The sequence below is a fragment of the Geodermatophilus sabuli genome, from assembly GCF_010686765.1.
In the GTDB taxonomy this organism is placed as follows: Bacteria; Actinomycetota; Actinomycetes; order Mycobacteriales; family Geodermatophilaceae; genus Geodermatophilus; species Geodermatophilus sabuli_A.
This window is the reverse complement of sequence record NZ_JAAGWF010000018.1, coordinates 22,211-45,807: the sequence shown is the minus strand read 5'-3', so window position 1 is coordinate 45,807 and position 23,597 is coordinate 22,211. Positions and strand designations below refer to the sequence as shown.

General features: G+C 73.3%; 23 protein-coding genes, 1 tRNA gene and 1 riboswitch. Of the genes, 11 read left to right on the top strand and 13 right to left on the bottom strand.

The genetic code is table 11. The features are described 5' to 3' along the window. Positions 1–27 precede the first annotated feature (27 nt). Positions 28–1,263: a serine/threonine-protein kinase gene (locus tag GCU56_RS16185; protein WP_163482777.1), complete on the bottom strand. Its 1,236-nt coding sequence runs from the start codon at positions 1,261–1,263 to the stop codon at positions 28–30. A gap of 95 nt (positions 1,264–1,358) precedes the next feature. Here GCU56_RS16185 and GCU56_RS16180 point away from each other — a divergent pair, with 95 nt between their 5' ends. Then, the gene (locus GCU56_RS16180; RefSeq protein WP_163482776.1) at positions 1,359–1,565 is read left to right on the top strand and encodes a hypothetical protein; all 207 of its coding nucleotides are present in this window, start codon (positions 1,359–1,361) and stop codon (positions 1,563–1,565) included. Positions 1,566–1,596: 31 nt separating this feature from the next. Here the strand turns inward: GCU56_RS16180 and GCU56_RS16175 are convergent, their stop codons facing one another. Further along, positions 1,597–2,100 (bottom strand): DUF2505 family protein, encoded by a 504-nt coding sequence (locus GCU56_RS16175; RefSeq protein ID WP_163482775.1) that lies wholly within the window; start codon positions 2,098–2,100, stop codon positions 1,597–1,599. A gap of 69 nt (positions 2,101–2,169) precedes the next feature. Next, a complete protein-coding gene (locus GCU56_RS16170) occupies positions 2,170–2,550 on the bottom strand; it encodes a hypothetical protein (protein ID WP_163482774.1) in 381 nt (126 codons plus the stop codon). A 107-nt stretch (positions 2,551–2,657) separates the two neighbouring features. Here GCU56_RS16170 and GCU56_RS16165 point away from each other — a divergent pair, with 107 nt between their 5' ends. The 7 genes from GCU56_RS16165 (at position 2,658) to GCU56_RS16135 (ending at position 9,652) form a co-directional block, all read left to right on the top strand. Beyond that, positions 2,658–3,143: a hypothetical protein gene (locus GCU56_RS16165; RefSeq protein ID WP_163482773.1), complete on the top strand. Its 486-nt coding sequence runs from the start codon at positions 2,658–2,660 to the stop codon at positions 3,141–3,143. 83 nt (positions 3,144–3,226) lie between these two features. Beyond that, on the top strand, positions 3,227–4,078 hold the full coding sequence (locus tag GCU56_RS16160) for an MFS transporter permease (RefSeq protein ID WP_345771883.1): 852 nt from the start codon (positions 3,227–3,229) through the stop codon (positions 4,076–4,078). 122 nt (positions 4,079–4,200) lie between these two features. After that, the gene (locus tag GCU56_RS16155) at positions 4,201–4,560 is read left to right on the top strand and encodes an MmcQ/YjbR family DNA-binding protein (protein ID WP_163482771.1); all 360 of its coding nucleotides are present in this window, start codon (positions 4,201–4,203) and stop codon (positions 4,558–4,560) included. A gap of 132 nt (positions 4,561–4,692) precedes the next feature. Next, positions 4,693–5,151 carry a hypothetical protein gene (locus GCU56_RS16150; RefSeq protein ID WP_163482770.1) on the top strand — a complete coding sequence of 153 codons (459 nt, stop codon included), beginning with the start codon at positions 4,693–4,695 and terminating at the stop codon, positions 5,149–5,151. Positions 5,152–5,335: 184 nt separating this feature from the next. Further along, complete coding sequence (locus GCU56_RS16145; protein ID WP_163482769.1) at positions 5,336–6,598, top strand: alpha/beta fold hydrolase; 1,263 nt, start codon at positions 5,336–5,338, stop codon at positions 6,596–6,598. 226 nt (positions 6,599–6,824) lie between these two features. Further along, entirely contained in the window at positions 6,825–8,474 is a 1,650-nt protein-coding gene (locus GCU56_RS16140) for a multicopper oxidase domain-containing protein (RefSeq protein ID WP_163482768.1), read from the top strand. Beyond that, a complete protein-coding gene (locus GCU56_RS16135; RefSeq protein WP_163482767.1) occupies positions 8,471–9,652 on the top strand; it encodes an FAD-dependent oxidoreductase in 1,182 nt (393 codons plus the stop codon). The genes GCU56_RS16140 and GCU56_RS16135 overlap by 4 nt, the downstream gene beginning before the upstream one ends. A gap of 503 nt (positions 9,653–10,155) precedes the next feature. Here GCU56_RS16135 and GCU56_RS16125 read toward each other — a convergent pair. From GCU56_RS16125 to pstS, 5 genes are all read right to left on the bottom strand, one after another. Next, positions 10,156–10,965, bottom strand: a complete 810-nt coding sequence (locus tag GCU56_RS16125; protein WP_163482766.1) for a hypothetical protein — start codon at positions 10,963–10,965, stop codon at positions 10,156–10,158. Between the two features lie 1,022 nt (positions 10,966–11,987). Continuing rightward, positions 11,988–12,212 carry a hypothetical protein gene (locus GCU56_RS16120; protein WP_163482765.1) on the bottom strand — a complete coding sequence of 75 codons (225 nt, stop codon included), beginning with the start codon at positions 12,210–12,212 and terminating at the stop codon, positions 11,988–11,990. Positions 12,213–12,903: 691 nt separating this feature from the next. Next, positions 12,904–13,218 (bottom strand): tyrosine-type recombinase/integrase, encoded by a 315-nt coding sequence (locus tag GCU56_RS23495; RefSeq protein WP_204332229.1) that lies wholly within the window; start codon positions 13,216–13,218, stop codon positions 12,904–12,906. 49 nt (positions 13,219–13,267) lie between these two features. Continuing rightward, positions 13,268–13,344, bottom strand: a tRNA-Ile gene (locus tag GCU56_RS16110). A 64-nt stretch (positions 13,345–13,408) separates the two neighbouring features. Continuing rightward, on the bottom strand, positions 13,409–14,512 hold the full coding sequence (gene pstS / locus GCU56_RS16105) for a phosphate ABC transporter substrate-binding protein PstS (RefSeq protein ID WP_163482764.1): 1,104 nt from the start codon (positions 14,510–14,512) through the stop codon (positions 13,409–13,411). A gap of 440 nt (positions 14,513–14,952) precedes the next feature. Then, a riboswitch (cyclic di-AMP (ydaO/yuaA leader) is annotated at positions 14,953–15,114 on the top strand. An 11-nt stretch (positions 15,115–15,125) separates the two neighbouring features. On the opposite strand from pstS, the gene GCU56_RS16100 reads away from it, so the two are divergent. Then, positions 15,126–16,343: a M23 family metallopeptidase gene (locus tag GCU56_RS16100; protein ID WP_163482763.1), complete on the top strand. Its 1,218-nt coding sequence runs from the start codon at positions 15,126–15,128 to the stop codon at positions 16,341–16,343. A gap of 66 nt (positions 16,344–16,409) precedes the next feature. Here GCU56_RS16100 and GCU56_RS16095 read toward each other — a convergent pair whose 3' ends face one another. The 4 genes from GCU56_RS16095 to GCU56_RS16080 all read right to left on the bottom strand — a co-directional run bounded on the left by GCU56_RS16095 (position 16,410) and on the right by GCU56_RS16080 (position 19,759). Beyond that, positions 16,410–17,003 (bottom strand): hypothetical protein, encoded by a 594-nt coding sequence (locus tag GCU56_RS16095; protein WP_163482762.1) that lies wholly within the window; start codon positions 17,001–17,003, stop codon positions 16,410–16,412. A 30-nt stretch (positions 17,004–17,033) separates the two neighbouring features. Continuing rightward, a complete protein-coding gene (locus GCU56_RS16090; RefSeq protein ID WP_163482761.1) occupies positions 17,034–17,846 on the bottom strand; it encodes a DUF2382 domain-containing protein in 813 nt (270 codons plus the stop codon). Positions 17,847–17,971: 125 nt separating this feature from the next. Continuing rightward, the gene (locus tag GCU56_RS16085) at positions 17,972–18,742 is read right to left on the bottom strand and encodes a TetR/AcrR family transcriptional regulator C-terminal domain-containing protein (RefSeq protein WP_163482760.1); all 771 of its coding nucleotides are present in this window, start codon (positions 18,740–18,742) and stop codon (positions 17,972–17,974) included. A gap of 123 nt (positions 18,743–18,865) precedes the next feature. Continuing rightward, a complete protein-coding gene (locus GCU56_RS16080; RefSeq protein WP_163482759.1) occupies positions 18,866–19,759 on the bottom strand; it encodes a maleylpyruvate isomerase N-terminal domain-containing protein in 894 nt (297 codons plus the stop codon). 127 nt (positions 19,760–19,886) lie between these two features. On the opposite strand from GCU56_RS16080, the gene GCU56_RS25270 reads away from it, so the two are divergent. Together GCU56_RS25270 and GCU56_RS16070 are read left to right on the top strand one after the other, a co-directional pair. Then, positions 19,887–21,014: a GGDEF domain-containing protein gene (locus tag GCU56_RS25270; protein WP_345771882.1), complete on the top strand. Its 1,128-nt coding sequence runs from the start codon at positions 19,887–19,889 to the stop codon at positions 21,012–21,014. A 369-nt stretch (positions 21,015–21,383) separates the two neighbouring features. Further along, positions 21,384–21,884 (top strand): DUF3145 family protein, encoded by a 501-nt coding sequence (locus GCU56_RS16070; RefSeq protein WP_163482758.1) that lies wholly within the window; start codon positions 21,384–21,386, stop codon positions 21,882–21,884. A 224-nt stretch (positions 21,885–22,108) separates the two neighbouring features. Here the strand turns inward: GCU56_RS16070 and GCU56_RS16065 are convergent, their stop codons facing one another. Next, entirely contained in the window at positions 22,109–23,521 is a 1,413-nt protein-coding gene (locus GCU56_RS16065) for a carboxyl transferase domain-containing protein (protein WP_163482757.1), read from the bottom strand. Positions 23,522–23,597: the final 76 nt, after the last annotated feature.

Below are 23,597 nucleotides of genomic sequence, written 5' to 3'. Positions count from 1 at the left end.
CCGCCGGCGCCGCCCGGGCGCGGCCGGTCAGAACCAGCCGAACGCGGCCCCCGCCACCGCCACGAGGCCGCCGACGACGGCCAGGACGAGCAGCAGCGTCAGGAGCACGGGGACGACCACCCAGCGGCGCTTGAACCGCCACCGGCGATGTGGGACGGGCGCCCCTCCTGACGCCGGGACCCTTCCGGACGCCGAGGTCCGCGCCGGCGCCCGTTCGGGGCCGACGCCCTTGCGCTCACGCCGCCGGTCGGCGAGGTGGCGGGCCTGGTCGCGGGCGTCGCGGGCCACGGTCCCGAGGGCGTGCTTGGACGCGGAGGCGAGCGCGCGCAGGTCGGCGGCGTCGAACCGCTCGACCCGGCCGCCGTCCGGCGCCGGCTCGGCGGGGACCGGAGGGGCGGGCACGTCGACCGGCGGGGTCCAGGGCGGGGGGACGGCCCCGGACAGGACGGCCTGCAGCTGCTGCCGCGCCTGCTCGACGGTCAGGCGCTGGGCGGGGTCCTTGGTCAGCAGGCCCCGGAGGACCGGCTCGAGCGGGCCGGCGAGGCGGGCCGGTTCGGGGTCCTCGGTGACCACGGCCATGAGGGTGGCCATCGGCTCGCCCCGGGCGAAGGCGAGGTGCCCCTCCACGGCGGTGTACAGCGTCGCGCCCAGCGACCACAGGTCGACCGGCGGCTGGGGCGAGTACCCGTTGGCGCGCTCGGGTGCCATGTAGGACGGCGACCCGATGATGGCGCCGGTCGTGGTGATCGCCGAGTCGCCGGTGGCGGTCGCGATGCCGAAGTCGGTGAGGCAGGCCCGCCCGTCCGGGGCGACCAGCACGTTGGCCGGCTTGACGTCGCGGTGCACGATCCCGGCCTGGTGAGCCGCCTCCAGGCCGGCCAGCACGTCCAGCCCGATGCGGGCGACCGCGGCCCACGGCAGCGGACCCTGCGCGTCGACCAGCTGCTGCAGGCTGCGTGACTCGACGTGCTCCATCACCAGCCAGGGACGGCCGTCCTCCTCGACCACGTCGTACACCGTGGTCACGGAGGGGTGGTCGAGCCGGGCGGCGGTGCGGGCCTCGCGCAACGTCCGCTCGCGCAGCACCTGGCGCTCGCTGTCGGTGAGGTGCAGCGGGTAGCTGATCTCCTTGATCGCGACCAGCCGCTGCAGCTTCTGGTCGGTCGCCAGCCAGACGACGCCCATGCCGCCCCGGCCGAGCACCTCGCGCAGTGCGTAGCGCCCGCCCACCAGGCGGTCCGCGGCGGCGGCCTCCGTGGTCATGGGCGGACGGTACGCCGAGAGGCCGCCGGTGAGCACCGGAGGGAGCCGGGTCCGGTCGCCTCGCCGGTGCGGCCGCGCCCTCCTAGGGTCCGGCCATGCCCAACTACCGCTTGTCGACCAACGACGGTGTCGTGCTGCAGGAGTGGGAGGCCGGCGACGCCCGGACCGCCGAGGAGCTGGCCGTGGAGGAGGTCACCCGGCACCGCATGACCGACCCGCCCGCGGCCGCCGAGTACCGACTCGAGGAGCAGCGCTCCGGCACCTGGGCCACGGTCGGCCACTGGGGACCGCTGGCTCCCTGACCGGCCGGACGCCGGTCGGCTGACCGGGCGGCTAGCTCGGGTCGCCCAGCCAGCGCCGCAGCACGTCGTCCTCGCGGCGCAGGACCACCAGCGCCAGCTCACGGACCGCACCCTCGACCTGGCGGCCGATGAAGGGCGCGTCGACCTCCGCCTCACCGGTCACGGTGGACCGGGTGCCGTCGCCGGCCACCGCGAGGCGACGCTCGCCGCGGATGACCGCGGTGCGACCGAAGACCTGCGCGCTGACCTGCAGGACACCGTGGTGACCGCTGTCGCCGTCGGCCGCCGTCCACGTCCGCCGGTCGACGACCGCCACCTCGCGGCCGACGAACCGGCTGAACACCGCCGGCACCCCCGTCGTCGGGGCCAGCAGCCGCACCGTCGTCTGGGGCGCGCCGTCGACCGTCGCGGTCTCGATGCCCTCGAGCCGGGCGCCCAGGGCCTGGGCGTAGTCACGGAGGAACGCCTCGTCGGTGAGGACGGCGAGCACGTCGTCCGGACCGGCGGCATAGGTGGCGATGTGGTCGATGGGCACGCCGAATCTTCCGTCGCCCCGGCGCCGACCGCCCCTCGGGCCGCGGCGCGGTGCCTGACCGCGGGCGGCTCACCCGGCGTCGAACCAGGTGACCCGGTCGGCCTGGGCGAGGAAGGGGTTGGCCCACTCCGACGGCGTACCGGTGATCGGCTGGGCGTCGGTCACCACGACGAAGGGCGAGCCCGGGTAGATGGCGAGCACCCGGGACGTCGACCCGAGCTCCTCGGTGCGTTCGAGGACCTCGCCGCGGCGCAGCTGCCGCGTCGTCCGCCGGCCGCTCAGCGCCTCTCCGACCTCGGCGACCCACTCCGCGCCGTCCTGCGTGAAGGCGATCGACTGGACGCGCTGCCCGGGAGGGGCGGGCTCGCACCCGGCGAACTCGGCGAGGGCGTCGTAGAGCCGCTCCGCCTGCTCGTCGTCGCTGGCCCGCGGGAGGAAGAAGGTAGCCACGGTCGGATCCTCCCCGTCGGCACCGACAGCGGACGACGGCCCCGGCGGTCCTGCTCCCGCCCCACCCAGCCGGACGCTGCCGGACGCGCCGCTCCTAGGATGCACGCGTGCCGTCGAGGCCCAGTCCCGTCGATCCGGCGTCGACCGAGGTCCTGCGCCTGAGCCCCGCCGGTCGACGGTCGCGGCTGGCGGCCACCGTGGTGGTGCTCGCGCTGACCGTCGGCGGGAGCCTGGTCGGCGACGACTCCTGGTTCCCGGTGGGCCCCTTCAGCATGTACTCGGGCCGGGCCGATCCCGACGGGCAGGTGGACTCCACCCGGGTCGTCGGGTTCACCGCCGCCGGTGAGGAGGTCCGCCTCTCGGGAGGAGCCGTCGGCCTGCGCCGCGCCGAGTTCGAGGGGCAACTGCCGCGCCTGGCCGGAGCGCCCGAGCTGCTCGAGCTCCTCGCGCAGGCCTACGCCGACCGGCATCCCGACGCGGAGCCCGTGGTCCGGGTGCAGGTGGTGCAGCGCCGGACCGACCTGGTCGACGGCGAACCCACCGGGGTCACCGAGCGGGTGCTCATCGAGCAGGACGTGGAAGGGGCACCGTGAGCGCGTCGACGGGGACGGCCGGGGGTGGGTCTGCTGTCCCGGGAGCGCCCGGCCGGGGCCGGTGGTCCCGGTGGCCGGAGCCGGTGCCGCTGGCGCGGATCGCGGTCTTCCGGACCATCGCCTACCTGTTCATCCCGGTCGACGTCTTCCTGACCACGGCGTGGGTGCGGGCGCACGCCGCCGTCCCGACCGAGTACTACCAGCCCGTCCTCGTCGGGCAGTGGCTGCCTCTCCCCACGCCCACCTCCACGGTCGTGCACGTCGTCCAGTGGGCGCTGGTGGCCGCGGCGGTGGCGGCGGCCACCGGCCGGGCGCCCCGCCTGCTGGGGACGGCGGTGTTCCTCCTGTACTTCGAGTGGATGGTCATCGCGATGAGCTACGGGAAGGTGGACCACGACCGGTTCGCCTTCCTCGTCGCCCTCGCGGTCCTGCCCACGATCGGCCGGGCCCGCTGGCGGGACCGGCGCCCGTCCGAGGCAGCCGGCTGGGCGATGGCCGTGGTGCTGCTCGCCGTCATGCTCACCTACTTCCTCGCCGCCTGGGCGAAGATGCGCTTCGGCGGCTGGGACTGGGCCAGCGGCTCGACCCTGGCCTGGGCGGTGCTCCGCCGCGGCACGGACCTGGCCACCTGGACCCTCGAGGTCCCCGGCCTGCTCCTCGCGGCGCAGTGGGTGATGCTGGTCCTCGAGTTCGCCGCACCGCTGATGCTGCTCGTGCGCTCGGACCGTGCCCGGGTGGCCTTGGCCGCCTTCCTCCTCGGGTTCCACCTGATGACGTTCGCCGGGGTGATGATCATCTTCCTCCCGCACTGCGTGGCGATCCTGTCCCTGGTGCCCTGGGAGCGAGTGCCGGAGGCGGGCCGTCGGCTGGGTTCCCGCATCGGCATCGGGGAGAGGGCGCAGGTGCAGCCGGCCGGGCCGGCGCCGCCGGACTGACCGGGGGGGACGCGGTCGGGTCCCAGCCGGGGGCGGACGTGCCCTGCGATCGCGACCACCGATGACTCCGGCCGGCCGTCGCGGTCGAACCCGTGTGGACGAGGCGGGAGGAGCGTCCTGACATGGCAGTGATCGAGGACGTCCGGCACCTGGGCTCCGAGCTGGAGCGCTCGTACCCGGTGTACGTCCGCGGCAGACTGAAGTTCCGCGTCGGGCAGATCGTCTACGTGGCGTTCTCCCTGGACGAGAGCGTGATGGGGTTCGCGTTCCCCAAGGAGGAACGGGAGGCGCTGGTCCGGGGCCGGCCGCACACGTTCCAGATGCCGACGGCGTCGGACATGCGTTTCCACTGGGTCCACGCCGACCTCGCTGCCCTGGACCCGATCGAGGCCCGTGAACTCGTCGTCGACGCGTGGCGCATGGTCGTCCCCAGGAAGCTCTCGGCTGCCTACGACGTCCGCCACCCCATCGGCCCGGGCTGACCGGCCAGCTCGGGGGCGAGCCCTCTGTCGTCGCGGCGGCGCCCGAGGGGCCCGCAGCCCGTGCCAGACGATGACCCGGGCCATGACCTTCGGCACCTTCGCGTCGCGGCGGCGACGCAGACCATCGGCGCCATGACCACGGACAGCCTCCGCACCACCGCCCTCGAGGCCCGCACCCGTCGCCGCAGCCTGCGCACCCCGGTGGCGTGGGGCGTCGTCTTCGGCGTCCTCCAGGCCGTCTCACCGCTGGCCCTCTCCTGGCTGGACCCCGCGACCGTCTACGCCCTCGGCCTCCCCCTGATCGCGGCGGTCTACATCGGCTTCGCCGTCGCCGACGGGCGCCCGCACGTGCTCGCCGTCGAGTCGGGCGTCGCGGCCGGGTTCGTGGTCGTCGCCGCGGCCGCGGTGACCGGGACGCCCTGGCTGATCGTCGCCGGCCTGGCCGGCCACGGCGGAAAGGACCTGTGGCAGCACCGCACCGGCTTCGTCAGGGGCACCCGCTGGTGGCCGCCGTTCTGTGCCGCCGTCGACGTCGTCGCCGCCGCGCTGATCGCCGTGGCGATCCTGGCCGACCTGCCCCTCGTCTCCTGAGCACCTGGCGAGACCACCGGGTCGGGCGCCCCAGCCGACGACCTGGCCGACCCAGCCGACGACCCCAGCCGACCAGGAGGGCCGCACGATGACCACCGTCGCACCGACCGCCGCAGCTGCCGTGCCCCCCGCCGGCCGCGCACCCCGCCGCGGTCCCCTCCGACGGGTCATCGTCGGATCGTTGGTGACCGGGGCAACCCTGGCCGCCGTCCTCACCCTGGTCGTGTTCGCCGGCGAGCCCGAGCCGGTCATCACCGGGGCGGCCCTGCTGGGGTTCGCGACCGGCTGGGCGGTGCTGGCGGTGTCGTCCGCCCGCGTGACCGCCCGGCCGCAGCGGTGGGCCTGGCTCCCGGCCGCCGGCCTGGGTGCGACCGGGCTCTGGCTGCTCGTGGCCGCCCCGGACGACCGGGTGCTGACCGCCGCCGGCTGGGCATGGCCACCGCTGCTGCTCGCCCTCGCCGTGTGGACGGTCCGCCGGGTGCGCCGATCGCTGGCCGCCGGGAGCGGCCGCCGGCTGATCTACCCGGTGGTGGCGCTGATGGCCGCCGCGGCCGTGGGGGGTGCGGTGGAGACCGTCGGGCTGGCCGCCGACCAGCGCGCCCACCCGATGCCCGGGCAGCTCTACGACGTCGGCGGCTACCGGCTGCACCTGGACTGCACCGGCTCGGGCGGCCCCACGGTCGTCCTGACCAGCGGGCTCGGCGAGTTCTCGGCCAACTGGGCGCGGGTCGCCCCGGCCGTCGCCGGCACCACGCGGGTGTGCGTCTACGACCGCGCCGGCCAGGGCTGGAGCGACGACGCGCCCTCCGAGCACGACGGTGGGGCTGCCGATCTGCACGCGCTGCTGGCCCGAGCCGGTGAGGAGGGCCCGTACGTGCTGGTCGGGCACTCGATCGGCGGCGACCACGCGATGTCCTACGCCGCCCGCCACCCCGAGCAGGTGGCCGGGATGGTCCTGCTGGACGCCACCAGCCCCTACGCGGCCACCGGCACGGGGGCGGTACACGCCGGTCCGCCCAGCGCGGTCGCCGTGCTGCCGAGCCTGGCCCGCCTGGGCATCGGGCGGCTGGTGCCGACCTCCTCCTGGTCCGCCCTGCCCGAGCCGGCCGCGAGCCAGTACCAGGCGTTCGCCGTCAGTCCCCGCGGTGCACGCAACGCGGTCGCCGAAGCCGGCACCCTGCCCGCGCTGCTGGCCCAGGCCCGGGAACTGTCCACCCTCGGCAGCACGCCGCTGGTGGTCCTCACCGCCGCCGGACACGCAGCCGATCCGGAGTGGGCGGCCGCGCACGACCGCATGGCGTCGCTGTCGACCAACAGCAGCCACCGCACCGTGGATGCGACGCACGCCGGCCTGCTCGACGAGGAGCACGGTGCGGACCTGTCGGCGCGGGCCATCGACGACGTGGTGCGGGCCGTGCGCACCGGGTCGCCCGTGCCGCCGAGCTGACCCGCCCCGGAGCGCTCGTCGGGCGCGCGGTCGACGAGGGCCGAAGGCCCCACGGGTGGGAGGACCTTGGCTCGGTGCAGTCCGGTGGTGCCTGGTTGCAGGCTCGACGGCGCTCCGGGATCCGGGAACGGCCCTTCGTCACGTGGAGCAGGGGGAACCGACCGCGGGTGTACGACGCCCGTGCAGGACCGCTGACCGTCTCAGCAACCCGACCAGGAGGTCACCCGTGGACACCACCGTCTTCTCCACCGACGTCACCGACCTGCCCGCGGCCACGCGGCCCGAGGTGATCGAGCTCGGCGACGGCGACGAACTGCACGTGCGACCCGGTCCGGTCGCCCAGCGGCTGGGCGACCACACCGTGCGGATGCTCGGCTACAACGGCTCGATCCCCGGCCCCACGCTGAGAGTCCGGCAGGGCTCGGAGGTCGTCGTGCACGTCACCAACGGCACCGACCTGGACACCACCGTGCACTGGCACGGGCTGCGCCTGGAGAACCGCTTCGACGGCGTGCCGCACGAGACCCAGGCGCCGATCCCCCCTGGCGGGGAGTTCACGTACCGCATCCAGTTCCCCGATCCGGGTCTGTACTGGTACCACCCGCACATCCGCGAGGACGTCACCCAGGAGCTCGGTCTCTACGGCAGCATCCTGGTCGAGCCGACGGAGCCGGCCTACTGGCCGCCGGCGCACCGCGACGTCGTGCTGACCCTCGACGACCTGCTGCTCGAGGACGGCGTGATCGCCCCGTTCAGCCGCACCGAGACCAACTACGCGGCGATGGGCCGCTACGGCAACGTGATGCTCACCGGCGGCGAGACCGCTCCCGCGTTCAGAGCCCGGACCGGCGAGGTCGTCCGGCTGTGGCTGACCAACACCGCCAACAGCCGCGTCTTCCGGGTCACCGTGCCGGGGGCCCGGATGAAGCTGGTCGGCGGGGACAGCGGCCGGGTGGAGCACGAGCAGTTCGTGGACGACGTGGTGCTGGCGCCGTCCGAACGCGGTGTCGTCGACGTGCTGTTCGACCGGCCGGGGGAGTTCGCGCTGGAGCACCACACCCCGAACCGGACCCACCGACTGGCGGCGATCACCGTCACCGGCGAGGTCGCCGAGCCGTCACTGGCCGACCAGTTCGAGGTGCTGCGCACCGCGCCGGAACTCGCCGAGGAGCGTGCGGGGCTGGGGCGGTGGCTGGCCGCGCCGCCGGACAAGACCCTCGCCATCGTCGCCGAGATGGACGACCCGGGCGCGCCCGCGGCGGCCGGACCGGCGATCTACGCCTGTCCGATGCACCCGGAGGTGGTCAGCGACGAGCCGGGGCGGTGCCCGGAGTGCGGCATGAAGCTGATGGCGACGGCCCCGGCCGGCGCCACTCCGGGCCACGGCATGAGGCACGGCCAGGGGGTGGAGCACGGCCACGACATGGGCCACGCGCACCACCACGGGTCCTCGACCGCCGACGGGATCGAGTGGGAGGACGAGATGGCCGAGACGAACCGGGCCACCACCGCGGAGACGATGCGCTGGAAGCTGCTCGACCGCACCACGGGGCGTGACGTGCTCCCCGTCGACTGGCGCTTCACCGCCGGGCAACGGGTCAAGATCCGGCTGGTCAACGAGATGGACTCCGACCACCCGATGCACCACCCGTTCCACATCCACGGCGCCGGCCGCTTCCTCGTCCTCACCCGGGACGGCGTGCCGGAGCCCAACCTGGTCTGGAAGGACACCGTGCTCATCCCGACCGGACAGACCGTCGACATCCTCCTCGACGTCACCAATCCCGGACTGTGGATGGCGCACTGCCACATCGCCGAGCACCTGCACTCCGGGATGATGTTCAGCTTCACGGTCGACCGGGCGACGACGTCGTGACCGCCCCGGTCGAGCCGTTCGACGTCGTCGTCGTGGGCGGGGGACAGGCCGGCCTGGCCGCCGCGTGGCACCTGCGCCGGCACGGGCTCCGGTTCGTGGTCCTCGAAGCGGCAGGGGAACTCGGGCACACGTGGCGCACGCGGTGGGACTCCCTGCGGCTGTTCACCCCGGCCGAGCACGACGCGCTCCCCGGCCTGCCGTTCCCGGCGCCGCCCGGCACGTACCCGGGCACGGAGGCGGTCGCCGAGTACCTCCGCCACTACGCCGACGCCTTCGACCTGCCGGTCGAGCTGGGCACGCGGGTCACCGGACTGCACCGCACCGACGCCGGCTTCCGGCTCAGCACCGCCGACCGCGCGTTCACCGCCCGGCAGGTCATCGTGGCCACCGGACCGTTCCAGACGCCGTTCGTCCCACCGCTCGCTGCCGGGCTGGACGCGTCGGTGACCCAGCTGCACAGCCACGCCTACCGCAGCCCCGACGCGCTGCCCGACGGTCCGGCGCTGGTCGTCGGCGGCGGCAACTCCGGCTTCCAGATCGCCGAGGAGCTGGCCCGGACCCGGCCGGTCGAGCTGTCGGTCGGCTCCGCCTACCCGTCCCTGCCGGAGCGGCTCCTCGGCAGGGACCTGTTCTGGTGGCTGACCCGGTCGCGGCTCATGCGGGTGCCTGCCGGATCCCGGCTCGGCCGCCGGATGCAGGCACGCGGCGAGTTCCTCATCGGCACCAGCCGGCGCGGGCTGCAGCGGGCTGGCGTCCGCTTCCGGCCGCGGCTGACCGGCGCCGCCGGCCACACGGTGCGGTTCGCCGACGGCAGCAGCCGGGAGGTCGGCGTCGTCGTCTGGGCGACCGGTCACCGGCCCGACCACTCCTGGATCGACGTCCCCGGTGTGCTGCGCGACGACCGGATCGCTCACTCCCGCGGCGTCACCGAGGTCCGCGGGCTCTACTTCCTGGGCCTGCCGTGGCAGCACACGCGCGGGTCGGCCCTGCTGGGCTTCGTCGCCGACGACGCCGCCCACGTCACACACGCCGTCGCGGCGAACAGTGCCCTCGTACCCGGGCCGCGCGGTGCGCCCGACGCGCAGGCGGCCCGTCCACGCGGATCGACACTCGGAGCGTCGCCCTCGACCACCGAGGAGGGGAGGTCGTCAGCCGGGCAGCGACTCACTGACGCGTGAAGACACGGCATCACCTCGGCGCCGTCAGCGTGGCGACTCCCCGTCCGTCGAGCTCGTCCTGCGCCACCGGCCGCCCGGAGACGGCCAGGAGCAACGAGAGCGCGGTGCCGCGCACCTCTGGACCGTCACCGATGGACACACCAGCGTCCACCGCCGTCAGCCGGACACGAGCCACGAGCTCCTTCGCGCCGCCGAAGGACGCGGGGGTGCGAGCCTGGAGGCGAAGCGACCTGACGACGGCCTCCTCCGGGTAGGAGTGAGTCAACCCCAGGGGGCGACGGATGTCCTCACCGTGGACGACCTCCTCGACGAGCCGGCTGTCGAGCGGCGCCGGAGGGGTCGACCTCCGCGACGCCACGTGCCTCAGTCCGCTTAGCAATCTGATGGAAGGTAGGCGACGCGGACGGGAGGGAACTTGGCTTCGTCATCTGGAAGCCTTAGACGAACTCGGAGCTACGATTCACTGTCGATGACGAAAAGACGAGACTCCGTCCAGGCGCTCGTCATACGGCATACCAGTTGGCAATGTTCAGAAGGATCACACGCGAGACCGAATTGGAGGCCTTCTCCACACGACCAGATCGGCAGCGATGCTCCAAGAGGCCGTTGTCGTCCGCAACATGAAGGCTGCCATCGGGCGTGACCACGACGCTTCCCCATCCTTCCGCGTCATTGCCGTAACGCTTCCTATAGGGATCTCGCAGAATCCAACCGTGTTCCTGACTGTGCGCGCTCCATGCTGGCTCTGTCTCGTTATCAAGCCAGACTCTACGCCGCCGAAACAAGCCGACATCGTAGCTCGCCCTCTTGCGTAGCGGTATGAGGCCGCGAGAATCGAGGCTTTCAGCGCCAGGATCATGAATGTCGGGACGTAGTCCAGCACGCATTGAATAGCATCTACTTGCTGCCCACTGCCCAAACGACTGCCATGAGTCGATGCGACGCTGCGTACTAGACATCAACATGGCGACTTGGCGGAGCCCTGCGATCTTTTTCTCGCGTGTGATCCCGCTGCGAATGGGTTGGTTGCAATACCGCAACATGTCCCCGAGGCGATCGCATGCAGTGTCCCATTCCTGCCACTGTCGCTGAGTTCCTTGTGGTGTGGTTTTGGGCTTGGAAGGTTGGCCGACCCACAAAGGCGTACCCAGAACGACCCTGTCGAAGTGCTTCCTCACCTGCTCACCGAAGACGCCCTCACGCCAGACGTGTCGACCGTTGTCTCGATCAATGACCTCAAATAGCACCTCAAGCTCGCGGCGCCACGTCACGACCGCATCGCCGGTGTACAAAGCGGCGACGGCATCGTCCATGAGTGCGCCGTTGCTCCTCGCGCGTCGACGCGCATCAGTTTCGGCCCGCCCTTCGAGGTCCTTGGATGGCTCCCACGTTCCATCAGCCTCAGCGATGCGGCGGAGGACGTCATACAACCCGCGTGGATCGCTCACCGACCGACCCGGGGGGCCGGCGCGATTCTGCGGGTCTTGATTTGCCTTCGACCCGAGCAACAGGATGAGCACATGGCCGCCCGAGGGATCTCGAAATGTCGCGGTGTACGACACGGGCTGAGCCTGGTCTGGCAATGGGCCACTGAAGAACTTGTCTTGACAGTGTAGGTTGAAGACTCCGCGGACATACGTTCCTGCGCTTACCTCCGCATCATGTACCGCGTGCGTCCGGGACTTGACGATTTCAGTCGCCTTCGCTGCGATTTCTGGCGAGGTCGGCTCCCGAGGTGGCTTCCTTGAAGCCGAGACTTCGAGTCCCGCGACGCCCGCGTCGACGTTTGCAACGACTGTCGTGTCGACGGTCCTTCGACTCGACTCGGCTTGGTGTCGCTCGACGATTGCCTGACACCTTCGGTGCGAGAGGTACCAAAGGGGGTCGGGGAGATCAAGGGTCACGAGTCATCCATCCCTTGCAGATCTCAAGCCGACGCTACGTGGTACATCATGCGGCCTGCTGAGAACGCCTGCAGGACGAAGAAGACGTTGCGGAATCAGTCACCTGGGCCTTTTCGGTCGGTCATGCCTCGGCACGCGGGTGTGCACATGCCGTCGTCGGCTCGTCCTTGCCGCCACGGCAGGTGAGTCTGGGCAGCACCATGCAAGAGGTCTGTTATGAGCCGGCGAACTCCTTGTCCCTTTGTGATGAGGCTCGCAGGGGCCCGAGCCGCGATCACAGGCGGTCACCGAGGCTGAGCCGGCGGTGTGGGTCATGAGCTCGCCCGGCTGGACCGCAAGCGGAGGCCCTTGCCGGTGAGGTAAGCCAGCTCTCGGTCCAGTCGATGTCGCTGGGCGTCAACCCGCACAACCCCGATACGCGCACACCGGTGTCAGGCAGTAGCTGCAGCACTACTTCGTCCCGGCGACCCAAAGACGTCGCGGTCGAAGGTCCCGGGCCGGCCACGGCCCACCGCGCACGCCTTGAGCAGGGCGGCGATCTCGGAGTCGGTGAGCACGGGCACCGGCTTCTCGAGTCCGCTGAGGATCTCGATACCGTCGGTCGGGGCCTTCTCCAGTTCTCCTTCAGTGTCCAGCCAGCGGCGGAAACGGCACACCCCGCGCAGCTAGGTGCCCAGCGTGGAGGGGGCGCACGTCTCGGCAGTTCCGCCCAGCGAGGCGGTTAACGCACACCCGGTCAGTGCGCCCAGCCTTCCCCCCAGGCGATGAGGCGTTCGCCCTGTGCCGGATCTTGAGATTGCCGGCGCGCGACTTGACCTCGCGACCCTCGTGACCGGCGGGGCGGGGCTGTCCGGTGTCGTTCGCGCGTCCAGCGAGCTCGGAGCGTGCACACCGCAGGGGATGGGCTGACACCGGTCGCCGCGTCCCGCCAGGTGCGCGGCGGCTTCACAACCTGTGTGTTGAGAGCATCATGTGCCGGAGGCTCGGTTTTGCCGCCGACGACTGTCACCTGCTTGTCGCGGACACCGTCCGCTTGCTTCTCCTTCGATAGCTGCTCCGAGTCAGAGACGGTCACCGAGGGGGGCGCGACGGAAGGCGGCGCGGGCCCGCTCGTCCGCCGCGCTCGCCGCATAGCGGCCGACCATCTCTCGGGAGCGCCAGCCGGCGAGCCGCATGAGGTCCTGCTCTTGGCCGCCCTCACCAGCCACGTGTGGGCGTACGTGTGCCTGAACCGATGCGGGTGCACATGGTGACGCCGGCTTCGGCCGTGCGGCGCTCGAGGATCTGCCTGATGCCCGAGTCAGTGACGCGGCCCCTTGTGCCCAACTAGAGCGCCGACAGTCCGGCCTACGGGTGGAGATCGCGGGCGCGCAGGTATCGGCGCAGTGCGTCGGCCGCTTCGGCGCCATAGGGCGCGGCGCGATCACGGCGTCCCTTGCCCAGGACGAAGGCGACGGCCTGCTCGGGATCGAGGTCCTCGACCGAGAGGCCGGCCAGCTCGCCGGCGCGCATACCGGTGTCGATCAGCATCCTCAGGATCGCCGTGTATCGGCGGTTCTCGAACGTGTTGCCCCGGCAGGTGGTCAGCAGCGCGCGCAGTTCGTCGTCGGTCAACACGTCGACCGGCTGCTCGGGAAAGGCGGGCGGGCGCATGCGCTCCATGGGCGACTGATGGACCTCGCCGTCCTCGACCAGCCAGCGTGTTCGCAGGTGGTGGGGCGGGTGGGGCTCGAACCCACGACCCAGGGATTATGAGTCCCGTGCTCTGACCGGCTGAGCTACCGCCCCTCGTCGGTGCCAGCCTGCCACGTCGGCCGGGTGACCCGGTCCGGGGGACGCCCGGCGCACGACCTCATGACGCCGCGCTGATCGCCGCGATCGCCGTCCGGGCCTGGTCCCGCAGTGCGTCGGAGATCGGTGCGGAGCCGGCCACCTCAGCGGCCGCCTGCTGACCCTCCGGGCTGACCACGTAGTCGAGGAAGTCGGCCACCAGCTCGGCGGTCCGCCGGTCGTCGTACTGCACGCAGCCGATGTGGTAGCTCACCAGCACGATCGGGTACTGGCCCGATCCGTTCGTGGCGCGGGCCAGCTCGAGCGCGAAGTCGTACTCACCGCGGCCCTCCAGCGTCTCCGACGCCTCGACGACGGCCGCGGCGGCCTCCGCCGTCGGGACGACGAACTCCGTCCCCACCCCGATCGCGGCCACCCCGAGGTCGCCGGCCTGGGAGAGATCGGCGTACCCGATCGTCCCCTGACCGCCGGCGACCGCGCCGACGACGCCGGAGTTGCCCTGCGCGGCCTCGCCGCCGGCGACCGGCCAGTCGCCGCTGGCCTCGTGCGGCCAGGCGTCACCGGCCGCGGCGGCCAGGTACTCGGTGAAGTTCTGCGTGGTGCCCGACTCGTCGCTCCGGTTGACCGGGGTGATCGCGAGCGGGGGGAGCGGGGCACCGGGGTTGTCGGCCGCGATCGCCGGGTCGTCCCAGGCGGTGATCCGCCGGTCGAAGATGCCGGCCAGTGTGCGGGGGGAGAGGCGCAGCTCGTCGACGTCCTCCAGGTTGTGCACGACGGCGATCGGCGAGATGTAGTTCGGCAGCTCGAACACCCCGGAGTCGCCGCAGCGTCGCGCCGCCTCGGCCAGCTCCTCCTCGTCCAGGGGGGCGTCGGACCCGGCGAAGTCCACGCCGCCGTCGAGGAACTGCTCCCGCCCACCTCCGGAGCCCACCGGGTCGTAGTCGACGGTCACCTCCGGCTGGACGCCGGTGTAACCCGCTGTCCAGCCCTGCATCGCCGCCTGCATCGCGCTGGACCCCGCGCCGACGAGGGCCCCCTCGAGTCGTTCGCTCGCGGTACCGGCCCGGGGGCGCTCGTTCGGCGGCACGTACCCGGCGAGCGTGACCAGGGCGCCGGCCACCACTGCCGCGCCGAGGCCGAACGCGACCTTCCTCCGGACAGTCACTCACGCCTCCCGCAGTCGGGCCGGCGCGGTTCGCCGGGACAGGCTCCCGTCGACCCTAGGTGGTCGCCGCAGTCGGCCGCGGTGTCGAGAAGTGCCAACGACGCCACCGGCGTGTCGACGGCGTGTCGATCCGGGTGTCCCGGATCTCATCCCGTCCCCGAGCGGATGCGAGCCATCGCCGGCGGGCCGGGGCCGGCGGCGGACCCGTCTCCGTCGCCCACCGAGCCGATCGCGCCATCCGCGCAGGTCGGTCCGGCGATCGCCACGACGGCCGGACTTCACTCCTCGCTAACGGGCGATGACCGGCGGTAGCGGTCGACCACCCCATCGGGCAAGGAGGCGCGCAGCAGGTGTTACTCGATCGTGACCGCCGGGGTGCACACGTAGTAGCTTCGCCAACGGCCTTGCCGGGCTGTGCTCCCCGAAACCCGAGGAGCCTCGGTCAGGCCCCGCCGAACCACCGACGCCGTCCGGGCCGAGGTGGACCGGGGACCCACCGTTCCACTGGGGTGAATCCTGCCTGCGCATGGGGGCGTAGGTGGGTAGGGCGCCGTCCGGCCCGAACCCGTCAGCTAACTCGGTAGGCGGTCACGAGGATGGGAGAACAGTCGCCTTGGCGACCCTGCACCGCCTGAACACCGTGCCCGACCGTGCCCGTTCCCCCCGCCGCAGGCGGCGCGCCCCCCAGCGGGCCGCCGTCGTCGCTGCGGCGGTCGCCGGCCTCCTCGCCGGCACGCCCGCCGCCGTCGCCGCGCCCGCCAGCACGTCCTCCGAGCAGTCGCAGCTCGCCGCCGAGGTGGCCCGCATCCAGGACCTCCTCGCGGCCGCCGAGGAGCAGCTCCAGCGGATGACCGTGGAGGCCGAGGCGGCCGCCGACGCCGCCCTGGTCGCCCGCGCCGAGCTGGCCACCGCGCAGGCGGAGGCCACCGCCACCGCTGCCGAGCTGGCCGCCGCGCAGGCCGCCGTCGGCCAGGCCACCGAGGACGTCGCAGACCTGGGCCGCGAGGTCTACATGGGTGCCGACGACCGCTACGGCGACGTCGAACTGCTGCTCGACGCCCAGAGCCCCACGGAGCTCCTGCAGCGGGCGGCGACCATGGAGGTCATCGGCGACCACCGCGCCCAGCGGCTCCAGGAGTACCTGCACGTCCAGACGCGGGTCGAGGACGCCGACCGCGCCGCCCGGGCCGCCGTCGCCCGGCTCGACGAGCTGGTCCGCGCGGCCGACGAGGCCGAGGCGGCCGCCAACGCCCACCTCGCGCAGGCGCAGGCCGAGTACGACGCCCGCGCCGCCGAGAAGGCCGGTCTCGAGGAGCAGCTCCGGCAGGTCGGGGAGCGACTGCTCGCCGCCCGGGGAGCGGCCGACCCCGGCGCGGCCTGGAGCGAGCAGCAGACGGCGCAGGCGGAGACCCGGGCTGTCGCATCAGCCACCAGCGGCATGCCGACCACCGGCCGGGTCACCTCCTGCTACGGCGCCCGCTGGGGGACGATGCACCAGGGCGTGGACATCGCCGCCCCGATCGGGACCCCGATCTTCGTGCCGGCGGACGGCGTGGTCCTGCAGTCGGGGCCGGCCAGCGGCTTCGGGCTGGCCGTGTACGTGCAGCACGGCGACGGCCAGATCACCCTCTACGGCCACGTCAACCAGTCGTTCGTCAGCGCCGGCCAGGTCGTCAGCGCCGGCCAGCAGATCGCCGAGGTGGGCAACCGGGGCCAGTCCACCGGCCCGCACCTGCACTTCGAGGTCCACCAGGGCGGTCTCTACGCCAACCGGGTCAACCCGATGCCGTGGCTGAGCGCGCACGGCATCTCGCTCGGTGGCGGCTGCTGAGTTCCCCGTCGCCGCACGAGGAAGGCCCCGCACCGACCGGTGCGGGGCCTTCGTCGTGTCAGGCGCTCAGGCGGCGTCGAAGCCGGCCCGGTCGACCTTGCGGTGGTACCGCGTGCCGAGCCGGCCGCCGAGGACCGCCCCCAGGAGGGTGACGATCAGGACGGCGACCAGCGCGATGATCCCCGCGGTGGTCGCGGTGCCCTCGTCGATCGGGATCCGCGGCAGGTTGAGCTGCTGCAGCACGTTGTACTCGGCCCCGAGGACGACGCCGGCGACCGAGAGTGCGATCACGACCAGCAGGCCGATCACCCAGACCGCGATGCCCTGACGGGCACCGTCGAACCGGGCCATGCGGCCGGCCACGTACCCGCCGGCCAGGTAGGCCAGGAAGAGGATCACCAGCAGGGCGATCCCACCGGCGATGCCGATGGTGTCCGCCTGCTGGGTGGCCTCGTCGGCGCTCGGCACGCCCTGGGTGAGGCCGAGGGCGACGCCCCCGGCCGACAGGAGGGCCACGAGCAGGACCGCGAGGCCGTTCGCCGACAGCCAGCCGAAGAACGCCGCCCCCCACTTGATGCCGCCGAAGCGGTCGTGCTGGGCATCGACGGCATCGCGGGCGGTTCCCCGCGTGGCCGAGGCGCCGTGGTCAGTGCTGGCCATGGGTCCTCCTGGCTCGAGCGGCGAGCTGGGTCAGGACCGTCGACCGGTCCCGTCGACGCCGTCGACCTCGATCTGCTCCTTGCGCACCTCGCCGGTGACCGTCTCCTGCTCGGTGACGGTCTGGGTGTCCAGGCGGACGCGCTCGACCGGGACGGCCTCCTTGGCCACGACGGGACGCTCGGCGTGGAGGGTCACCTCGTGCTCCTCCTCGGAGATCGCGGGACCGTCGAGGGCGTTGCCGATGTTGGCGTCGGTGATCGGCTCGCGCTCGACCCGGACCTCCTCGCGGGAGACGGGCACGGTCTGGCTGACGTTCTCGGTGACGACGTACTTGCGCAGCCGCGCACGGCCGGTCTCGACGCGCTGGGTGCCGACCTGCAGGTGCTCCTCGGAGCGGGTCATCGCGGTGTCCGTGGTCGGGCCGGAGGTGTCGCGGCCGACGGTGCGGCCCTCGACGTCGTCGCGGATCCCGTCGCCGTCACGGTCCTGGTGGGTGGTCGTCGTCGTGACGTCAGTGGTGCCGACGCCGGAGTCCAACCCGTAGTAGCGGTAGAGCTCGGACTCCTCCTGGGGCGACAGGTGGCCGGACTCGACGTCCACGTGCGGGGCGTTCTTGACGCGGTCGGCGTCGAAGGGGACGCGGAGGTCCTCGCCGGCGATCTCAGCGGAGGCCAGTGGGACGAAGGTCTGCTTCGTGCCGAACAGGCCGGTCTGGACGGTCGCCCACTCCGGGCGACCGGTCTCGTCGTCGAGGTAGACCTCGCCGACCTTGCCGAGCTTCTTGCCGTCGGTGCCGAACGCGGTGCTGCCGATGACGCGACGTACGTCCTGGTCCGTGATCATGAAGGGGCTCCTCGCCTCAGGATGGTTGGTGTGCGACCGGATGGGGCACCACCGGATGCGACGCGCTGTGGCGGTCGTCGACGGTGCCGCACCTGATGAGTGCCCGCCTGTTTACGTCGTAAACGTCAATCTTGCCGCCGTCGGGTGGACGCCAGCAGCCGGTCCAGGCGCTCCAGCAGGTTCTCCAGTGACTCCTCGAACTCCGCGGCCGTCTCGTCCTGGGACAGCAGCGGCTTGAGCCGGCGCAGCGTCGGATAGTCGCTGAGGTCGTCGGCGGGCCCGACCCCCTCAGGCGCGTCGGCCGGGCTGATCTGCACGCCCCGCTGCGAGACCTCGAGCATCAGGTGGCCCAGCAGGAAGCTGGTGTAGGCCCGGTAGGCGACCACGGCGGACGCGTCGGAGAACCCGCCGGCGACCATCGCCTGCAGGAAGGACTCCAGCCATCGCAGGCTGCGCAGCGGCGGCCGGATCCACGGCGCCGAGGGGGGCCGGGTGGCGATCAGCGGGAAGACCTCGGGGTGGGCCAGCGCGATCCGGCGGACGCCGTGGGCCAGCCGCTGCAGGTAGTCCTGCCAGCCGTGGGTGGCCTCGAGCAGCACGTCGGGATCGCCGTACAGCTCGTCCATCACGCTCTCGACGACCCCGTCGATGAGGCTCTCCCTCCCCGGGACGTAGCGGTAGAGGGCCATCGCCTCCACGCCGAGGTGGGCGCCCAGGCGGCGCATCGTGAGCTCGCCGATGCCGTGCTCGTCGATGAACTCGATGGCCGCGCCCAGTACCCGGCGGCGGTCCAGACCCGGGCGGCCGGTGGCAGGCGGCCCGGCCGGCAGCACGATCCCCGCACCCCCACGGACCTCGGGCAGGTCGGGATCAGGCTCCTCGTACCGGTCGGCCACGGGACCTCCTCGAGCAGCGGGCGTCGCGGCCGCGCCACCCGGTGGCACGGCCCTGTCGTCGGGCACTACCCCCGGTCCTCGCCGTCCTCCCCTCGGGAGTGGACGGCGGGGACGACGGTAGCGCTAGCGGCGACCGCGCAGGCGCCCGAGCAGGCCTCCGGCGCCACCGAGGGTCCTCGCCGCCAGCTGCAGGATCGGCCCCCCGGGGATGCCGGGTGCCGCCTGCACGATCGGCGCCAGAGCCAGCAGCCCGCCCAGCTCGTGCACCCGGAGGCGGCGGCGGGCCAGTGCGGCGACGGGGTTGACCCGGCCGGAGGCCGCCTCCAGCAGCAGGTCGGCCTGCGCCTCGACGGCCGTTCCGCCGCCGTGACCGGGGGCGACCCGGTGGACGGTCCAGCCCGCTCCGTCCGAGGCGAACGCCCAGCCGCCGTCCGGCGTGGCCAGCGTGGCGCCACCCGTGATCCCGGTCGACGCCGCGAGCGCACCGGTCACGTCGGCCAGCGCCGCCAGGCCTGCCTGCAGCACCGGCGCCGGGGGAGGGGGCGCACCGAGGGGGACGAGGTCCAGCCCGTGCACGGCGAGCTCGTAGGCCTGGCCCAGGACGACGCTGAGCAGCGGAAGCCGGCCCACCACGGCCACCGTCGGCGCGGTGTCGAGCTCGACCGGCTCGTCGGCGAGGTACCGGACGGTGGCCGCCCGGTTGCGCCGCAGGGCGGCCAGCACCTCGTCGCGGGAGGCGCCGCGGTGGGCGGTGGTCACCCGGGCGTTGGTCGCATCGACGTCCGGCGGTGTCCCCGTCCCCCCGGCGCGGGCCGACGCGATCAGGTCGGCGAGGGCGGTGTGGTCCTCCCAGCAGCCCAGGTGCACGCAGATCTCGTGTGCCCGCCAGCCGGGCAGCCGGCTGGGCCGGTCCAGGTCGACGGCGGCGGTCTGCTCGAGGAACGCGTCCCATGCCCCGAGGACCATCCCGCCCACCTCGCCGCGCCCGGCGTCGGCCATGCCGCGTGTGCCCACCATGGCCGGCCCCTACCCCGAGGGCGTGGAGGGCAGGCCCACCCCGGTGAGCTGACTCCCCGCGGGAGAGGCACCCCCTCCGGGGGAGGGCGCGGTCAAGCCCGGCCCGGTACCGGACGATCGCATCGACGTGGACGGACGACCGGCGGCGCGACGACGAGCGGGTGACCTGCGGGTCCCCGGGGTCGGCCGACTGCTGGCCGCGCTGGGCGCCGGGCTGTACCGGCGGCTGGCCGAGGACGCCGACCGCGCGCAGTACTGGGTGCGCCACGTCCGCTACGGCGTCCTGCTCAGCGAGCTCGGTGCCGGCTCGGTGCTGGGCTACGTGCTGCTGACCTCCGGTCCCGCCCGCCACTCGGTGCTGCTGCTGGTGCTGAGCTCCGCGGTGATGGTGGGCACGCCGGCGTTGCTCCTGCTGCCCCTGGCCCGGATGGTGCAGGACCATCGCGGCCCGCTGCTGTTCTACGGCTGGAGCGCCGCCGTGACGGTGCTGGTCACGATCGCCGCGCGGGTCGACGGCGGGGCCGGCAGTCCGATCCCGGTGGTGCTCTTCCTGACCTTGGGCTTCATGGCCGCCGCCTATCCGCCCTACGGCGTGGTGGCCACCGGCACTCTCATGACCGGCTGCTACCTGGGCCTCATCGCCGTGCCGCACCTCGACGTGCCGGCCCTCTTCGTCGCGGCGATCCTGGCCGCCTTCACCGTGCTCTGTGCCATGGCCTCGGCCAACCAGTGGGAGGCCTACGAGCGGCAGGCGATGCTGCTGCGCACCCACGAGGTGCTGGCGGCCACCGACCCGCTCACCGGCTGCCTCAACCGGCGGGCGTTCCTCGACCGCCTGGACCGGGCGGTGACCGCGGCGGGCACGGGCGCCCCGTCGGTGGTCTGCGTGGTGGACCTGGACGGCTTCAAGGGCGTCAACGACCGCGACGGCCACGCGGCGGGGGACGCCGTCCTGCGCGCGGTCACGGCGGCGCTCGCCGGCGTGGTGCGCGAGACCGACACCGTGGCCCGGCTCGGCGGGGACGAGTTCGCCGTCCTCTCCGCGGCCGGCCCCGACGGCGACGGTGCCGCGCTGGCCGCCCGGCTGCGCGCGGCCGTGGCAGCGGTGGGCGCCGGCTGCGGGGTCACCGCCAGCATCGGCATGACGCCGGTCGTGGCCGGCGACGACGTGCACGAGGTGCTGGGGCGGGCCGACCGGGCGATGTACCGGGCGAAGGCCGGCGGGGGCGACCGGGTGGCCGCGCTCGCCCGGTGAGCGGAGAGTCGCGGGCCGTCACTCCTGGTGCTGCTCGCTACGCTGCGTCATCCCGGCGCCCCTCCTCCCCGGGCGGGTGGGGGTGGACACGCGGGGCGGCCCGGACACGCCGGAGGGGGAGACCCAGGCGCCGCCGACCTGTGGACGGCGGCGTCGTCACCGTGGTAGTGCCGCTGACCAGCGCTTAGTGGCCACTCCCGTGACCATCCGTCACATGTGACCCAACCGCCTCATCCGCACTGGCGCGATGGGGGGCCCATCGTGCAGACTGTTCGCGGGACCCCTGGTCCGAGCCGCCGAACACAGCCTGTCACCGAATCGATCGTCCGTTGGGGAAGACGAGACCGATCGAGTCGATGGAGGTGCCCCGTGCAACGACGGTCTACCCAGGGTGTCGTCTTCGTGCACGCGTGCCCGAAGGCGCTCTGCCAGCACGTCGAGTGGGCGCTCGAACGCGTCGTCGGCGCGCCGGTCTCCCTGTCGTGGGCCGACCAGCCCGCGGCACACGGTTCCTACCGTGCCGAGGTCGCCTGGACCGGTGCCCCCGGGACGGGTGCCCGGCTGGTCGCTGCGCTGCGCGCGTGGCCGATGCTGCGCTTCGAGGTGACCGAGGAAGCCAGCCACGGCAACGACGGCGAGCGCATGTCGTACGTGCCCGGGCACGGTGTCTTCCGGGCGCCCACGAGCGCCAACGGCGACATCATGATCAGCGAGCAGCAGCTGCGGCACCTCGCTGCCACCACCAGCTCCATCGAGGCGTTCCGGCACGGGGTCGACCAGCTGCTCGGTGCGGCCTGGGACGCCGACCTCGAGGTCTACCGGCACGCCGGTGACGGCAGCCCGGTCACCTGGCTCCACCAGGTCGTCTGAAGCCCCGTCCAGAGGCTCGCCGCGAGCCTGCGAGCGGTGAGGGGGACGGGGTCCTTCATCACAATGCGGCCACGACCGGGGGGTGGCCCCCCAGCCCTCGTCGTAGGCTTGGCCGGGTCGTCCGGACGTCGTCGGGGAAGCGGCGTCCGGGCGGCACAGGCCGGGAACGGCAGGGCCCGGCACCTCCGCCGAGGTGCCGGGCCCTGCTGCGTCCGCACCGGGGGTCAGAGCGGGATGTTGCCGTGTGCGCCGCGACCCGCCGGGGCTGCCGCCAGCGCGTCCACCAGCCGGCGCCGGGTCCGCGGCGGCTCCACGACCTCGTCGACGACCCCGATCTGCAGGGCCCGGGCCACCCCGCCGGCGATCAGCTCGTGCTCGGCGGCGAGCCGGGCGTGCAGCGCCTCCCGCTCGGCCGGCGGGACGGCGGCCAGCTGCTTGCGGTGCAGGATCCCGACGGCGGCCTTGGCCCCCATGACCGCCACCTCGGCCCCGGGCCAGGCGAACACCGCCGTCGCCCCGAGCGACCGGGCGTTCATCGCGATGTAGGCCCCGCCGTAGGACTTGCGGGTCACCAGCGTCACGCGGGGGACCACGGCCTCGGCGAAGGCGTGCAGCAGCTTGGCCCCGCGCCGCACCACGCCGTCCCACTCCTGGCCGACGCCGGGCAGGTAGCCGGGCACGTCGACCAGCACCACCAGCGGGACGCCGAAGGCGTCGCACATCCGCACGAACCGGGCCGCCTTCTCCGCCGACGCCGAGTCCAGGCAGCCCCCCAGCCGCAGCGGGTTGTTGGCGACCACCCCGACCGTCCGCCCGGCCAGGCGGCCCAGCGTCGTGACGATGTTGGGTGCCCACCGGGGGTGCAGTTCCAGGCCCGGGCCGTCGAGGAGGCCGGCGACCAGCGGCCGGACGTCGTAGGCGCGGTTGGGCCGCTCGGGCAGCAGGGCGGAGAGGTCGACGTCGGGTTCGCCGTCCGCGGGCGCGAAGGACCCCTGGGTGCCCAGCAGGTCCACCGCGTCGCGGGCGGTGTCCAGCGCCGCCTGCTCGGTCCCGGTCACCACGTGCACGACGCCGCTGCGCCGGCCGTGGGTGTCCGGGCCGCCCAGCCGCTCCATGTCGACGTCCTCCCCGGTGACCGACCGGACGACGTCGGGCCCGGTCACGAAGACCCGGCCGGCCGGTCCCATGATCACCAGGTCGGTGAGGGCGGGCCCGTAGGCGGCACCGCCGGCGGCCGGGCCGAGCACCACCGAGATCTGCGGCACCCGGCCCGATGCGCGCACCATCGCCGCGAACACCTCGCCGACCGCGTGCAGCGCCGTCACGCCCTCGGCCAGCCGGGCGCCGCCCGAGTGCCAGATGCCGACGACCGGCAGCCGGTCCCGCACCGCCGTGTCGATTGCGTCCACGACGTGCCGGCAACCGTGCAGGCCCATGGCACCGCCCATCACGGTCGCGTCGGTGCAGTAGGCGATCACCGCGCGGCCCGCGACCGTGCCCCGGGCCGCCGCGACCCCCGACGCGTCGCGGGGGGCCAGCAGGGCCATCGAGTCCGCGTCGAAGAACCGGTGCAGCCGGTCCTCGGGGTCGCGCGGATCGGCGGAGGTGGCGACGGGAGCGGCGTGCACGGTGGTCACGGGACCTCCAGGGACCGGGCGCGGGCGTGCGGGGACGGCCCGACCGGCGGGTAGCCGACGGGACCCTGCAGCGGGG